The 14,589-nt window shown below is 47.1% G+C and carries 16 protein-coding genes; 6 read left to right on the forward strand and 10 right to left on the reverse strand.

Features of this window, described 5'->3' with window-relative positions:
- Positions 1 to 87 precede the first annotated feature (87 nt).
- The 6 genes from NDI42_RS22120 to NDI42_RS22145 form a co-directional block, all read right to left on the reverse strand.
- Positions 88 to 405: a hypothetical protein gene (locus NDI42_RS22120; protein ID WP_190457951.1), complete on the reverse strand. Its 318-nt coding sequence runs from the start codon at positions 403 to 405 to the stop codon at positions 88 to 90.
- Positions 384 to 839, reverse strand: a complete 456-nt coding sequence (locus NDI42_RS22125; protein ID WP_190457953.1) for a hypothetical protein — start codon at positions 837 to 839, stop codon at positions 384 to 386. The genes NDI42_RS22120 and NDI42_RS22125 overlap by 22 nt, the downstream gene beginning before the upstream one ends.
- Before the next feature lie 134 nt (positions 840 to 973).
- Positions 974 to 1,693 carry a hypothetical protein gene (locus NDI42_RS22130; RefSeq protein WP_242017756.1) on the reverse strand — a complete coding sequence of 240 codons (720 nt, stop codon included), beginning with the start codon at positions 1,691 to 1,693 and terminating at the stop codon, positions 974 to 976.
- Positions 1,694 to 2,044: 351 nt separating this feature from the next.
- Positions 2,045 to 2,380 carry a ribulose bisphosphate carboxylase small subunit gene (locus NDI42_RS22135; protein ID WP_190457956.1) on the reverse strand — a complete coding sequence of 112 codons (336 nt, stop codon included), beginning with the start codon at positions 2,378 to 2,380 and terminating at the stop codon, positions 2,045 to 2,047.
- Positions 2,381 to 2,444: 64 nt separating this feature from the next.
- Positions 2,445 to 2,843 carry a RuBisCO chaperone RbcX gene (rcbX, locus tag NDI42_RS22140; protein WP_190457958.1) on the reverse strand — a complete coding sequence of 133 codons (399 nt, stop codon included), beginning with the start codon at positions 2,841 to 2,843 and terminating at the stop codon, positions 2,445 to 2,447.
- 95 nt (positions 2,844 to 2,938) lie between these two features.
- Positions 2,939 to 4,369, reverse strand: a complete 1,431-nt coding sequence (locus NDI42_RS22145; RefSeq protein WP_190417467.1) for a form I ribulose bisphosphate carboxylase large subunit — start codon at positions 4,367 to 4,369, stop codon at positions 2,939 to 2,941.
- Positions 4,370 to 4,770: 401 nt separating this feature from the next.
- Between NDI42_RS22145 and NDI42_RS22150 the strand changes: the two genes are divergently transcribed.
- The 3 genes from NDI42_RS22150 (at position 4,771) to panB (ending at position 7,425) form a co-directional block, all read left to right on the forward strand.
- Positions 4,771 to 5,901 (forward strand): ligand-binding sensor domain-containing protein, encoded by a 1,131-nt coding sequence (locus NDI42_RS22150; RefSeq protein ID WP_190457960.1) that lies wholly within the window; start codon positions 4,771 to 4,773, stop codon positions 5,899 to 5,901.
- 73 nt (positions 5,902 to 5,974) lie between these two features.
- The gene (locus NDI42_RS22155; protein ID WP_190457962.1) at positions 5,975 to 6,523 is read left to right on the forward strand and encodes a hypothetical protein; all 549 of its coding nucleotides are present in this window, start codon (positions 5,975 to 5,977) and stop codon (positions 6,521 to 6,523) included.
- Between the two features lie 116 nt (positions 6,524 to 6,639).
- Positions 6,640 to 7,425 (forward strand): 3-methyl-2-oxobutanoate hydroxymethyltransferase, encoded by a 786-nt coding sequence (gene panB / locus NDI42_RS22160; protein ID WP_190457964.1) that lies wholly within the window; start codon positions 6,640 to 6,642, stop codon positions 7,423 to 7,425.
- Between the two features lie 79 nt (positions 7,426 to 7,504).
- Here the strand turns inward: panB and NDI42_RS22165 are convergent, their stop codons facing one another.
- The 4 genes from NDI42_RS22165 to NDI42_RS22180 form a co-directional block, all read right to left on the reverse strand.
- Complete coding sequence (locus NDI42_RS22165) at positions 7,505 to 7,882, reverse strand: hypothetical protein (RefSeq protein WP_190457966.1); 378 nt, start codon at positions 7,880 to 7,882, stop codon at positions 7,505 to 7,507.
- Between the two features lie 155 nt (positions 7,883 to 8,037).
- The gene (locus tag NDI42_RS22170) at positions 8,038 to 8,406 is read right to left on the reverse strand and encodes a hypothetical protein (RefSeq protein ID WP_190435773.1); all 369 of its coding nucleotides are present in this window, start codon (positions 8,404 to 8,406) and stop codon (positions 8,038 to 8,040) included.
- 91 nt (positions 8,407 to 8,497) lie between these two features.
- Positions 8,498 to 8,767 (reverse strand): hypothetical protein, encoded by a 270-nt coding sequence (locus tag NDI42_RS22175; protein ID WP_190435776.1) that lies wholly within the window; start codon positions 8,765 to 8,767, stop codon positions 8,498 to 8,500.
- Positions 8,768 to 9,008: 241 nt separating this feature from the next.
- On the reverse strand, positions 9,009 to 10,664 hold the full coding sequence (locus tag NDI42_RS22180; protein ID WP_190457968.1) for a mechanosensitive ion channel family protein: 1,656 nt from the start codon (positions 10,662 to 10,664) through the stop codon (positions 9,009 to 9,011).
- Positions 10,665 to 10,925: 261 nt separating this feature from the next.
- Here NDI42_RS22180 and ahcY point away from each other — a divergent pair, with 261 nt between their 5' ends.
- From ahcY to NDI42_RS22195, 3 genes are all read left to right on the forward strand, one after another.
- Positions 10,926 to 12,203 (forward strand): adenosylhomocysteinase, encoded by a 1,278-nt coding sequence (gene ahcY / locus NDI42_RS22185; protein ID WP_190457971.1) that lies wholly within the window; start codon positions 10,926 to 10,928, stop codon positions 12,201 to 12,203.
- 150 nt (positions 12,204 to 12,353) lie between these two features.
- Positions 12,354 to 12,959, forward strand: a complete 606-nt coding sequence (locus NDI42_RS22190) for a DedA family protein (protein ID WP_190457973.1) — start codon at positions 12,354 to 12,356, stop codon at positions 12,957 to 12,959.
- A 250-nt stretch (positions 12,960 to 13,209) separates the two neighbouring features.
- Positions 13,210 to 14,583, forward strand: a complete 1,374-nt coding sequence (locus NDI42_RS22195; RefSeq protein WP_190457975.1) for a DUF3370 domain-containing protein — start codon at positions 13,210 to 13,212, stop codon at positions 14,581 to 14,583.
- Positions 14,584 to 14,589 lie beyond the last annotated feature (6 nt).

Raw genomic sequence — 14,589 nt, forward strand, 5'->3', positions numbered from 1 at the left:
CTAGCGTTTGCCGTTCCTCATTTGTCAGGGAAACAATATATCGTTTGGCTGGCATTGTTTATGGGTTGCTTACATTTCTATTATCCGTCAATTCTTTTTTGACAGACCACTAGTAATCGCCTGAGTTATCTTTACGCTTTCCTTAAGAAAAAGCATCCATTGAGACAGATTAATTTCTAAAGGATTACCAGAGTAAGTGAAGACTTTCATAGTGTTTCCGCTTGCTGCTATGGCATGAGCTAGAAATAACATTTTGTGAAGCTTGAGACTAGACTTAATTTGATACAGTTCTTTAGTTGGCACAGAAGTATGCAGAAGATATTGAAGTTCTTCCGCATTATCTAAAGATGAAAGGTAGTGATAGCCCCGCACGATAATCTCGATTACAGCAACAGGAATAGACATTGTAGCAAAGTGTCTGAGTTTTCTATTTCTTTCTTATTTTTATCGTGTTTACGAGACAACTCATCTAACTTATCTTCAAGAGAGCGAATTGCTTGTCTCTGCTCTTTAATAATTTCTTGGGCTAAACAAATGTCTTTTTGAATGTAAACAATCTCCTTCATAATGACTTCTAGTTTAGCTGCTTGTGTTAGAGCCATATCTGGGGATTGAGCAAATAAATTACCGACTCCAACACCAGCGCCAGCGCCAAGAATTGCACCACCAGCAACAATTACTGCAAAACCGCCAGCCATCCCAAAGCCTCCTGCTGCGATCGCGCCTCCCCCAAGAGCAGCTAAAACGGCTGATACTGCTGCTGCTCCAGATAAACCTGGTGCTAGAATGGGTGCGAGTAAAGCAGCTATAGCAGGAGTGAAAAATGCTGCTACTACCACCAGTAGCACTGCTCCAACTACGCCTAATATCCAAGGATTGAAACCTCCTTTAATGCCTTCAATTGCTTCCTTGTAGTTAGACTGAAATCGTCCAACAACGTCCGGGTCTATATCTAGTGTTTTAGCAAAAAATCTTAGCTTTTTTTAAGCTTTTCTTCATCATAAATTCTCAAGTCTTTGAATACTTCATCGTTATCACCAAGCGAATAATAAGGTTCAAAGAGTGTTAACTCTAATAAAACAAGATATAAAGTTAATTTATTGGTTTTCAGAACTGTAAGTTCTTTAACTGATTTTTTGAACAGATCAAAATCTGTAAGTAAGTGAAAGGAAATATTAGTAACGGTATCTTTATCAATTTGGCTCTTTAGAAAAAGTTCTGTTGAATCTTTCCACTTAGATAACCATCCGCGCTTAAGTGATTTTTTATCAAGATTGGTTTCATACTCAAGATCGGCTAGTACCAAGTGGTACTGATAGCTAAACATGATTCTAGTTTCTTCGAGAGTTAAACCAAATTCTTTCATGGTTTGCCTTCTTAGAGAATAATTACGATCGCCCGTCAGTATGAGATAAGCTAAATTATGCCATTTAGTCGGCGGTTTTCCTGTTTGGGAAACTGTCCTACCCAAGTTTTCATCTTCCGTACCGGGGGACAATAATTCAACTACGACAAACGGACTGATTTGCTCTTGCCACATCACGTAACTCATCCGCAAGTCGCGACCAACAAAAACCTCCTCCGGATCGTAGTTAAACGGCTGGAAAGTTTGGCGCAGCATCGGGGGCTGAAATTCGTGATATTCGTCAGGCAAACCAGGTTCCTCTGGGTCTTCGCTAGGCAGATCGTACATTGTCGGCAAAGTTTGCCGGGGTGAAAGAGGCGGATCGGATTGAGCTATTGAACGAGGAAAGCTAGTCACGGTTGATATCTGGTGCTACGGTTACTTTACAGGATATCAACTGTTGGAAGTGAGCGCGATCGCAATACGGTTTTTTATAAGATAATGCAGCCTACCCAACATATTTGTAGATCAATTCCTACAAACACTCAAAACCCTTAAATTGGAGCGCACTCCCCAATTTCCAACAAAAAGGAGAGGTAAACTTCTCTACCTCTCCTTTTTTGAATAATTTACGATCGCATTGCAAAAGTAAAAAGAAAAAATCTAAAATGATTTTTTGCTTTTTACATGATTGCCGTATTAATAGCCTCTTTGGTTGGGCTTGGAAACGATGAAGCTGAGAACTTGGCACTGCTTCACGTTATCAAAACCTACTACTCGGATGTAGCCACCGGAATACTCAGAACGGCAAGCTTTTACTTCATTGAGAACTTCTTGTGTGGAGCCTGCATTGAACAGAGGCAGTTTCCACAGCGTCCAGTAGTGCTGTTTTGGGTCAGAGTCTTCGCTGAATTCTACTGCTGGGATATACCCTTGGTCGAGAATGTATTGAACTTGTCTGCTAATCTGAGCATCGCTCAAGGGTGGCAAGTAGGAGAGGGTTTCGTAACGACGCTCTTTAGGTAAAGTTCTCATGGTTGGTGTGAATAGTTTCCTTGTGTGTATGTCTGCTGAAAGTTCTGTCAGCTAACAATCGAGGTTATCCAGGCTCGCCTGGTGCATCGGTTTGCGGTTCGGGCTGGGAACTGGGGTCAGCTAAATTGAATTGCGTAATTCGCTCCAAATGCTGACGCCGATATTCCACATTAGACTGCTGAATGCCAGCACGAACCATCTCAGGCAAAAAGTCTGCTACTTCTTCTGCAAGATGCTGACGCACGGTCAGAATCCGCAATGCGATGTCTGGTTTCTCCCGGATTAATTCCAGTAGGTAAGCTTCTCCATCTTGGATTTTGCCCGTTGAGGAAAAGTTACTCAGCCAGATTGCCGAAGGAGGATTTGTTTCGCTCAACTGAGCGACAGTAATTTTTACTGCTTGATAAGTCAGGTAGCTAATCAGCGTCTTAGCAGTGTCTTTGGCAACTTGTTTGAGATCCATTTTTGACCCCAGCCACAGCAATTTTAGATTTTAGATTTTGGATTTTGAATTCTATTAGGTTAATCCAAAATCCAAAATCCCTAATCCAAAATTGATTACAGAGTGTCCATTGCCTCGAACTCGAACTTGATTTCCTTCCACAGTTCGCAAGCAACAGCCAACTCAGGACTCCACTTGCAAGCTTCGCGGATCACGTCGCCGCCTTCGCGCATCAAGTTGCGTCCTTCGTTACGAGCTTGGACACAAGCTTCCAAGGCAACACGGTTGGCAGTAGCGCCAGGAGCATTACCCCAAGGGTGTCCCAAGGTGCCGCCGCCGAATTGCAGGCAGGAATCATCGCCAAAGATTTCAACCAGCGCAGGCATATGCCATACGTGGATACCACCGGAAGCTACGGGCATCACACCAGGCATAGAAGCCCAGTCTTGAGTGAAGAAGATACCCCGTGCGCGGTCTTGTTCGATGTGGTCTTCGCGCATCAAGTCTACGAAGCCCATCGTGATGCCTTTTTCGCCTTCCAGTTTACCCACGACGGTACCGGAGTGGAGGTGGTCGCCACCAGACATCCGCAAGCACTTAGCTAATACGCGGAAGTGGATACCGTGGTTCTTTTGACGGTCGATCACGGCGTGCATAGCGCGGTGAATGTGCAGCAGAATACCGTTACGGCGGCACCATTTGGCGAGGGTGGTGTTAGCGGTGAAGCCACCCGTCAGGTAGTCGTGCATGATGATCGGGGTGCCGATTTCCTTAGCGAATTCAGCCCGTTCCATCATTTCTTCGCAGGTGGGAGCAGTCACGTTTAGGTAGTGACCTTTGATTTCACCTGTTTCAGCTTGAGCTTTTTCGATGGCTTCTTGTACGAACAGGAAGCGATCGCGCCAGCGCATGAAAGGCTGGGAGTTAATGTTTTCGTCGTCTTTGGTGAAGTCCAAACCACCGCGCAGGACTTCATAGACGGCACGACCGTAGTTCTTAGCTGATAAACCGAGCTTCGGCTTAATCGTACAACCCAGCAAAGGACGACCGTACTTGTTCAGTTTGTCGCGCTCAACGGTAATCCCGTGAGGAGGGCCTTGGAAGGTTTTGAGGTACGCAACAGGAATTCTTAAGTCTTCCAAGCGCAGCGCACGTAAGGCTTTGAAACCAAACACGTTGCCCACCAGAGAGGTCAACAAGTTGGTAACAGAACCTTCTTCAAACAAATCGAGGGGATAAGCAATATAGCAAATATACTGGTTGTCTTCGCCTGGTACTGGTTCGATGTCGTAGCAACGACCTTTGTATCTATCCAGGTCTGTCAGCAGGTCTGTCCATACTGTTGTCCAGGTACCTGTGGAAGATTCAGCAGCAACAGCAGCTCCAGCTTCTTCTGGAGGAACACCAGGCTGAGGCGTAACCCGGAAAGCCGCCAAGACATCAGTATCTTTGGGGGTATAGTCTGGGGTGTAATAGGTGAGTTTGTAATCTTGAACTCCGGCCTTATACCCAGTCTTCGTCTGAGTTTTTGTTTGAGAGTAAGCCATGTCTTCCTTCCTGAGGGAATTCTGAAGGTAGTTACGGGTTTTGAGCGATCCCGTACATCTTTCTTTATTGTTTTTTAACTATACCAGTAAGGTAATAAGTTGAAATTCCAATCTTTTTCTGACTTCCATAACTTTTATTTATTAAAACAAATCGTAATATTTTTTTACAGATAAATCCTTGACATCTTGGCTAAATTAATAATCCCAATATTTTTTTGTGAAACAAGCGATCGCGCACCAAATGTTGTATATTAATAAACTTTCTTTAAAATAACGATGCTCAAAAGAGCCGAAGCATAGACACTTATCGGAACTAAAGCAAGCATTGTGTAGCTGAGGCAAGATTAAATAGAGTAGGTTCAATCCTGTATATCAGCCAAATGAAGAGAGGCGCGATCGCAATGGCATTCTTGAGTAGGCGTATTGGTTTGTTTATCAGTGCCACACTGCTTTCTGTGAGCCTGCCACTGTGGGGAATCATCCAATCACAGCACACCAATAATAGCCGCGTACTGGCTCAGCAACCCGTCGAGATAGACCGGGGAGACGACCTCCGCACCTATCCACCATCATCAGCACCACCTGGACGCAGACCCTTGCCTCCGGAACGCCGACGACAAGAGGCAACCCCTTTGCCAGCAGATTTTCGCATCACCGCCTTGCAGCCTGGGTATACTGGCAGTCTCTGGGTTGGTTCCTGGCAGAGTTTAACGCGGATTAATCCCAGCACTGGCAACATTTTGGCGCGAATTAGTCTGCCCAACTACACCATCGGCGCGATCGCCCAAGACCGAGTAGGACGAGTTTGGGTAGGAACCTATGAAGGGCTGGTACGGGTAGACCCTCGTAGTAATGAAGTAACAGCGCAGAATTTCACCTTACCTTCTAATCGGGTATTGTCGCTGTTAATTGACCGTCGGGGCTATTTGTGGGTAGGAAGCGATCGCGGTCTTGCCATGATCAGTCCCGACCAGGGATTACTGATGACAACGTTACAAAAGTTACCCGGAGTATCTGCTAACGCCCTCACCCTAGATCGAGAAGGTCATCTGTGGGTAGGAACACTTGAAGGGTTAGTGCGAATAAATACCGCCAACGCCTTTATCCTCAAGCGAGTGAAAGATATCCCAGGCACCACAGTACAAGCCCTCACCCTAGATTCCGACGGGAAGATTTGGGCAGGAACGCCCAACAGTTTGTTAGTCATTGACCCCAAAACAGGTGATGTGTTGCGTTCTGTAACCCCACTGCGGGGGCGCAACGTTACCTCTGTGCGCTTTGCACAAGATCGCAGTGTTTGGGTAGGTACAGATAACGGTCTGCTGAGATTGAATCCCACTACTGGCGCTGTCTTGGATCAAGTTGCCAACCTCCCTTCTAGCCGGATTCTTTCTCTAGCAGCTGATGTCAGTAATAAGTTGTGGGTAGGAACCAGCGAAGGACTGGCTTGGATCAGTTTGACAACCGGGCGCGTCACACCGCATTTAGCCTTTGTTCGTGGCGAGGACAACGAGCAAGTGTTCACTCCGTAGCTATACGGAATAATTCAGCAGGAAGTTGAAGTTTAATACCGATGACTTCTAGTTAATTAAGGTTGACACTTCCATGCTGAAAAAACTTGCCAAAACAATTGCCAGTGTTGCTATTGCTGCTGGTGCTGTATCTACTATCGGTCAAAGCGCGATCGCACAGGCTACCAATCCCGGAGACATTGCAATTAATACCATTCGCATCGAAAGCACCCTTGATGCCAGTGCTAGAGTGCGCCAGGGTTATTTTGAAGTTCCTAACCGAAATACTACCGTTTCTGCCTTCGGTGGTCGGATGCGCCTGTATGATGCTCACATGGCGCGGATGATTGCCTTGAGTCATCAATTTTACTGCCAGCAACCCTACTCTGCTGGAATTGAAAAGGTAATGGTGTGGGACTACCGCGCCAACAACGGTAGAATCAACATGGGTACTTTTAATATGCCCTGCACGTTGGTAGAGCAGACAGTGAGCGCCTATGGTCTTGGTAGATCAGTACCAATGGAAGTAGAGCTTCCGGACGGATCTATAGGGGTTTTCAAGGTGCGTACCCTAGATATTCAAGACGGCAGGGAAACTAGAGATTTCCTGAGATTTGTGCAAAGTATTAGACCAGAGCGCTGAAATAGTTTTTAGTTAGTAGTTAAGTAGGGCGGGTCATACCCACCCTACTATTAGCTAACAACATCAAACCTCAAGACGCTATAAATCGCCTCTAGAACAAAACTCCTAACTTGTATATGGCAATCACCACCCAGCAATTAATCCAGTGGAAACAGCAACAGCGTCCAATTGTGACGCTGACAGCTTGGGATTATGCGATCGCGCAACTATTAGACGCAGCTGGGGTGGATATCATCCTAGTGGGAGATTCGCTAGGGATGGTGGCGCTAGGATATGAAACAACGCTCCCATTAACGCTAGATGAGATGATACACCATGCCTCAGCGGTGTGTCGCGGTGTCAACCGGGCGTTAGTAATGTGCGATTTACCGTTTTTGACTTATCAAGAAAGTTCCCAACAAGCGATTCACTCAGCGGGAAGAATTTTGAAGGAAACGGGCGCTCAAGCGGTGAAAATGGAGGGAGGATATCCGGCAATGGTAGAAACTATTGCTAGAGTCGTGCAAGCTGGGATTCCGGTGATGGCTCATGTAGGTTTAACGCCGCAATCGGTACATCAGCTAGGCTACCGACAACAGGGGAAAACACCAGAAGCAGGTGAGAAGATTTTACTTGAAGCGATCGCTCTTGAACAAGCTGGTGCCTTTGCCGTTTTGTTGGAACATATCCCCTCCCAGTTAGCGTTGCAGATTACTCAAAAGTTGTCGATTCCTACCATTGGGATTGGTGCTGGCGTTCACTGCGATGGACAGGTACTCGTCACCGCCGATTTACTAGGGCTTTCCTCTCGACAGCCGCCCTTTGCCAAATCTTACGCCAATCTGCGAGAAACAATTACCCAGGCAGTACAAGAGTTTAGCGGTGAAGTGCGATCGCGTCAATTTCCATCGCCGCCACCTTAAACGTAGAGTTTCGCAAAATAAAACTTTGCGTAACTTTGGGCTATCCTTGGCGTTCTTTGCGTTTAAAAATAAATTTGGATCATAATAGCGGGTCAAGAGGCTCACAAAAATTGTTCGCACCAAGCTGAGCCACATACATCAAAACGGGCGTTACTAACAGGCTTGGGCAAAGTTTTGTTGCTGCTAAATGTCCCATCATTAAGGCAAATTTTCCATTTACCAGATCGTCGCGAAATTCTTCCTGACAGATAACAGCACGGCATTTCTTAGCTAAAATAGGCAACCATTCTGCATTAGCTATCTCTGGTTGCTGTCCGACTCGAATTGCCAGCACCATCGCCGCATCTTCTAAATCTCCTTCACAATCTTCTATCACATCCAGAGATATTAGAGCATCGGGATAATCTGCCAAATCAGAGCGAAATTTTGCAATGTCTTCGGATGTAACTATAGTCATGGGATTGTTCTTAAAAGTAGTCTAGCTAAAACTCAGCTAGGCAATTACAACCATTGTGCCTCACCCAAAGAAAAAGGTGGGCAAAAGCCCACCTTTGTTGTTTGTAGAAACACCGATTTATTCCATCTTCTGGCAATCGGTGAAGCTTTTAGCGGTTAGACACCAACTAATTCAAGGGCTTCAGAACCAGCAAGCTGACGTGCGATCGCCATCCGCGTTTCCAGCTTGGCAACGCTAAACTGGTTGCGGAGATACTCTAGATGAGCCACGGCGTTAGCCCGTTCAGCAGTTAAGCGCATCACCGTATTCAGTGCGTGTTGGTACTCCAGATTCACCATTAACAATTCAAAGCGGCGACCTTTGCGTTGATTATCGTTTTTCAAATCAGGCTCGAATGCTACGCTTTTATCAGCACTCGCTTCCATCCGGTTAACTACCATTTGCGCTGCGGTAAGCTGAGAATCAATCTCATTAACAGTTTGTGCAGCTTGAGCGATCAGAGCTGGATATTGACTCAGTTTCATTTGCATCTTAAGCGAGAAGAATACTTGTATAGAAAATTCTGTACTAGCCCGCGCAGGCGGGCGAGAGTTCCTTCGCCCTTGACTTTTGTCGTCAAGGCTTCGCCACTAATTCCTTCCGTTGCGACTTTTGCGTTGCTGACACATCCACGGAAACCCTCTCTGGCTGGGCAATTGGGGCTTTCTCCAAAACCTGAACTTCGATATGGACAGCAACCAGGTAAGAACCAGCCTCCTCTCCCACTGCATCGGCAATCAAGGCCGCCAAGTCAGGGCGTTCAGCAGTGATCGGGTTCCTCAAGGTGCAACGATCCCATTCATGCTGCGCGGAAGGATTGAGGGTAAGAATGTAGTGCTTGGTCATGGGATAAAAACTTGACTCCATATGGGGTTCAGGCATTTGCTCGACTTGATTAGCCCACCTCTTTATTATAGTATATTTGTACTAAATGTGGCTGTTATAGGGTCGATTTCTACCCTTTTTTTTAATGTGCTGCTACAAACAGATCCCCCCTTGCCTTCTGATGATTAAAGGGGCAAGGGGGGATCTGTGAAATGCTTTAGCAATCAAGAGTTGAGCGTCACGAACCAGCAATCATCAGCAACTACCGGATCAGTATTTTAGATTCGTGTCCATCCATCTGAGCTTTGACTGGTAAAGATTGGTTAAACCAAATCTCCTGCTGAGGTAACGGAATCGGCACGCCAGCCTCATCAAAAGCAACTTTCAGGCGGCGGCGAAACTCCCGCGCTACGTCCCATTGCTTCAGGGGTTGGGTTTTAATCCAAACGCGGATAATTACGCCCCGTTCTCCAAAATTATCAACTCCCAGCACTTGGGGTGCCTCCAAGATTTGCTGTAGCCAAATCGGGTCGCGGCTCATTTGTTGGGCAATATCATCAATCAGCTTCAACGCCTGATCCACATCAGTGTCGTAAGCAACAGGGATATTTAAGTCAGCCCGCGACCAGTTGCTGGAAAGGTTGGCAACGATTTTGATTTCGCTGTTGGGAATCGTGATCAATCGCCCTTCAGCATCGCGGACTTGGGTAATTCGCAGATTGATGTATTCCACTAAGCCGCCGACATCTCCTACAGCGATGACATCGCCGACTGCATACTGGTCTTCTACGATGATTAAAAAGCCGTTAATCGCATCTTTAATCAGGTTTTGGGAGGCAAGAGACACGGCAACGCCAACTAAGCCAGCACCAGCCAGCAAGGGGGCAATATTCACTCCTAAGGTAGTCAGGGCAACCAAGATGCCAATCCCGATGCAGCCGAGGGTGGTAATGCTTTTGGTGACGGCAGAAATGGTAGAAACTCGCAGTTGCACGCGGCGAGAGGCTTCTGGGGTGAGTAAATAACTATTGGCTAAAGCAGCGGCGAATCGGTCAGTCAGGACGTAGGACAGACGAATTACCACGTAAGTACCCAGTCCGACAATCCCCACCAGCAAAGGAACTTGTAGGGCAGAGAGGGCTAAAACCTGGACTATGCGGGTGTAGGGAAACAAACCCAGGATAATCAGCCCTCCACCGCCCCAAATGCCGCCTTGAGCCAGTTGATACAGACGGCGCTGAACTTCTTGTAAATTTCCCTTTTGCTGTTGAGTCAGTTGGGTGGTAACTGGATGACCTGTTGGGGGACTAGCGGATGCTGCTAACCGTATTTGCGATCGCTTGCGCCAACGTTCTAGACTCCAGCTAGCCACCACCATCCCCAAAATTAAACTACCAGCGATCGCGCTAGATCGAGTTATAAACTGGGGTTCTCGTTCCTGTTTCGCCCGAATCAAACCCTCTTGCAACGATTCTCTTACCTTTTGGGCCCGTGTATCCAAATCTGCCCCTTGTAGGTTCGCATCCGGTTGTGTAACCGTCAGCACAGGTTGATCGTTGACAACAATAACTGGCAAATTATTTTGCTTTGCGATCTCAACTTGCAGTTTAGCGGCATCATCCTGCAAATATTGGTTGCTAATATTTTCCAATCTCTGCTGAATATCTTGAATCCGCGCTGGTAACTCGGATTTTGGTGCTGCGACTTGAAACAGACAGCGACCATCCAAACGGATGCAACCAGCAACTACATTGCTTTGCGAGTCATTCAGCGGCAAGCTGGGAATAGGCAGTTGCAAATTCTGCGGCAGTGGGGTTTGTGCCTGAACTGGAGATACTACCCACCCAGCGAGCAGAATTGATCCAGCTAGACTTGCCAATGCCTTTGGGCGAATCGCCCAATCAGATTTAGAACGCATTTCCAACCTCCGGAATATGCTTTTGAACACAAGTACATCAGTCTGAAGCAGACTAAGTACAGATGCCTATGTTAGTCACTCATCTCCAGATGCGTGTGATTTTGAGTCTGAGTTTTGAATTTTGAATCAATAAGTTCTTTTACATTGAACATTTAAAAGCATTCAGGACTTCCATCTGAGGACTGAGGCTACCGTTTTACCTGCCCAGTCGAGTAATCTAGTGAGAACTGCAAGTTTAATTTTTGTTGAGAAGCCAATCTAATGACTGCAACTTTTACTCAGCCCAAGCACGAAGTCAAAGACCTCTCCCTCGCGCCCTCTGGCAAACAACGCATTGAATGGGCAGGTAGAGAGATGCCCGTGTTGAAGCAAATACGCGATCGCTTTGCCCAAGAAAAGCCCCTCGCAGGTATTCGGTTAGTTGCCTGCTGCCACGTGACGACAGAGACAGCGCATCTAGCGATCGCTCTTAAAGCCGCGGGTGCTGATGCCCTGCTCATTGCCAGCAACCCCCTCTCCACTCAGGATGACGTGGCTGCCAGCCTCGTCGCCGATCATGGCATCCCCGTATTTGCCATGAAAGGTGAAGATGCCGAGACTTACACTCGCCACGTACAAATCGCCCTCGACCACAAACCCAACATCATCATTGACGATGGTAGCGATGTGGTTGCTACCCTGATTCAGGAACGTCAACACCAGATTGCCGATTTGATTGGCACCACTGAAGAAACCACAACGGGCATTGTCCGCCTCCGCGCCATGTTCAAAGATGGCGTTCTCACTTTCCCCGCCATCAATGTCAACGACGCTGACACCAAGCACTTCTTCGATAACCGTTACGGCACCGGGCAATCCACCCTCGATGGCATTATCCGCGCCACCAACGTCCTCTTAGCTGGTAAAACGATTGTCGTTGCCGGTTATGGCTGGTGCGGCAAAGGCACGGCACTTCGGGCGCGGGGAATGGGTGGTAACGTGATTGTCACCGAAATTGACCCGACCAAAGCGATTGAAGCGGTGATGGATGGTTTCCGAGTGCTGCCAATGGCAGAAGCTGCCCCTGTAGGCGATTTGTTTATTACTGTTACTGGCAACAAGCACGTCATTCGCGCCGAGCATTTCGATGTGATGAAAGACGGGGCGATGGTTTGCAACTCCGGTCACTTCGACATCGAAATCGACCTAAAGTCATTGGGTGCCAAAGCGACTGAAGTCAAGGAAGCGCGGAACTTCACCCAAGAATACCGTCTCCAGAATGGTAAATCTGTTATTGTGCTGGGCGAAGGGCGTTTAATTAACCTGGCGGCTGCGGAAGGACATCCCAGCGCAGTCATGGATATGAGCTTTGCTAACCAAGCTTTAGCTTGCGAACACCTCGTCAAAAACAAAGGCAAGCTCGAACCCGGTTTGCACTCTATTCCCGTCGAGATTGACAAAGAAATTGCACGGCTGAAGTTGCAAGCAATGGGCGTTCAAATTGATAGTCTCACCCCAGATCAAATCGAGTACATTAACTCTTGGACTTCAGGCACATAAAAAGTAGTCAGTAGTCATTAGTTATTTGGGAGCCAGAGCCTGCTTTCCTTCGTTCCCAGGTTCAGCCTGGGAACGAAGATATAGAGGCTCTGCCTCAGTTTTTAGTGCAGTATCTCAGTAATAACGCCATTAATCAAAGGAATTCACTCAATGGTTGAATGGATAACCAACACAATGCAATCTCTGGGCTATATCGGAATAGGACTGCTGATGTTTTTGGAGAACCTATTCCCTCCTATTCCCTCAGAATTGATCATGCCGCTAGCAGGTTTTACGGTGGCAAAAGGGAATATGAACTTTGTGCTGGCGGTTACAGCCGGAGTGATAGGAACTATGTTGGGAGCACTGCCCTGGTACTATGTGGGCAAACTCGTAGGCGAGGAAAATTTAAAGCGATTAGCCAACAAGTATGGCAAGTGGATTGGGCTATCCAGCAAGGATATCGACAAGGCAGATAATTGGTTTGATAAGCACGGCGGTAAAGCAGTGTTTTACGGACGCTTGGTTCCGGGAGTTCGCACTTTAATTTCGCTTCCGGCAGGCATCAGCGGTATGCCGTTGGTGCCTTTTTTACTGTACTCAACCCTTGGCACTACATTATGGGTGGGTTTGCTGACTTATGCCGGATACGCCCTGGGAGACAACTATGAGCTTGTGGAGCAGTATCTTGGCCCGGTTTCTAAAATTGTGTTTGTGGTTCTAGTTGTTGCTTTTGTTATCTGGCTTGTGATGAAACGGAAGAAGAAACAAACTTAGAGACATAAAGGCGTGTGAAATTGAATTAAACAGGATTTTATCCTCCTAATAATATTAATTAGGGAAATGTAAAATGCCTCTTAATTTACCGTATTTGGTTTACAATACCTATGCGGTAAAAGGTAAATACTAACTTCTGATAAACTGAAATGCACCATTGTAAACAATCGAGAGGCAGAGTCTCGATTTGATAGGGATGCAAAATTTCAGTTTATAAAAAGTCGTAAATTTAATCTGTGTCGAGGTAAAATTGCTGCCATTTTTACTACTTTTTCTTCTTGCCCAAGAACCAACACCTGCACCAAAAGAAGTGGTGCAACCTCAAGAGGTTTTCCCATTACCAGGAAAACTGGATAAGGTGCCAGTTTTTAATAGCAATAGCCCGGAATTGGTGCAGACAGAGGGGATTTTGCTGTCTACATTTCCCCCTACTGGCAAAATTTCAAATGCTCACTTAAATTTGCCACTCCAGGGACGCTTTGATGTGTTTGCCCACCACATCGCTAAGGCGGCGACTCCAGAAGACTTGCGGACTCTTTATCTGGGGATAATCGTGCATAATCCCGGTACGAAGGCGGTGACGGTGGATATCTTGCAGGCGGCGAGTTATCTAAGTCAGCCGGATGCGCCGTTTGTACCGATGCCATCTGTGCAGGAGAATCCCTTGGGTACAGTTTACGCTGGCCCAGGCGATCGCGTAAGTAATGACATCTTACGGGGCATCCGTCAGGCAGGTTTTCCCGCCCAGTTAGTCATTCCACCAGGGCAAAGTAAACTGTTGTTAAATCAGCCGATTCCGGTGAAGACGCTAACGCCGCCGTTGAATGGTCGCTCTACGTTGATGCGGCTGCACAGCGACGCGGATGTATATATTGCTAGTTTAGGGATGTATGCGCGGCAAAATCCTGATGGCAGTGAAAGAGCGCCAACGTTGTCAGAATGGCAGACGCTGTTAAATAGTGGTCGTTTAGCAGGGCCGCGCGATCGCGCTCCCACACCACCAGAACGAAGCAACGGTCAATTTCTCTACGGTCGTGTTGCTGGTGTTGCCCAAGGTTCTGTGTGGAAAGCTAGGCTAGTGGAAGTTCCATCTGCCCTGCATCGCAGCATTCCCCCGCGAGGATCGGCGTTTTCCTATGCTTTGAATACTCTGCCTCGTGGCACACTAGGCACCAACCAGAGTCAAAGTGCGCCAATGAAAGTGCGTTATCCAGACACCGCCTATCGCGCTCACGGCAACTATGGCATTCACTACAGCTTGAGTTTACCGTTAATCAATGACACTAGCGACGCCCAAACTGTGACTGTGGCTATCCAAACACCGATCAAACAGGATCAGCTGCAAGGGGGACTGCGTTTTTTGGAACCACCCGCACCGCAAGTCTTTTTCCGTGGTACTGTTCAGATCCGCTACAACGATGACCGAGGTTTGCCGCAAATTCGTTACCTGCATTTAGTACAGCGTCGCGGTCAACAGGGAGAACCTTTGGTAACGTTGAAGATGCCACCAGGGGATACACGTTTGGTGCAAGTAGACTTTCTCTATCCCCCAGATGCTACCCCGCCCCAGGTTTTGACTGTGAGAACGCAAGCAAATTCGTCCGAAGATGCTCTTGTTAGATGAAGCAGA

The organism is Funiculus sociatus GB2-C1 (assembly GCF_039962115.1).
GTDB lineage: Bacteria > Cyanobacteriota > Cyanobacteriia > Cyanobacteriales > FACHB-T130 > Funiculus > Funiculus sociatus.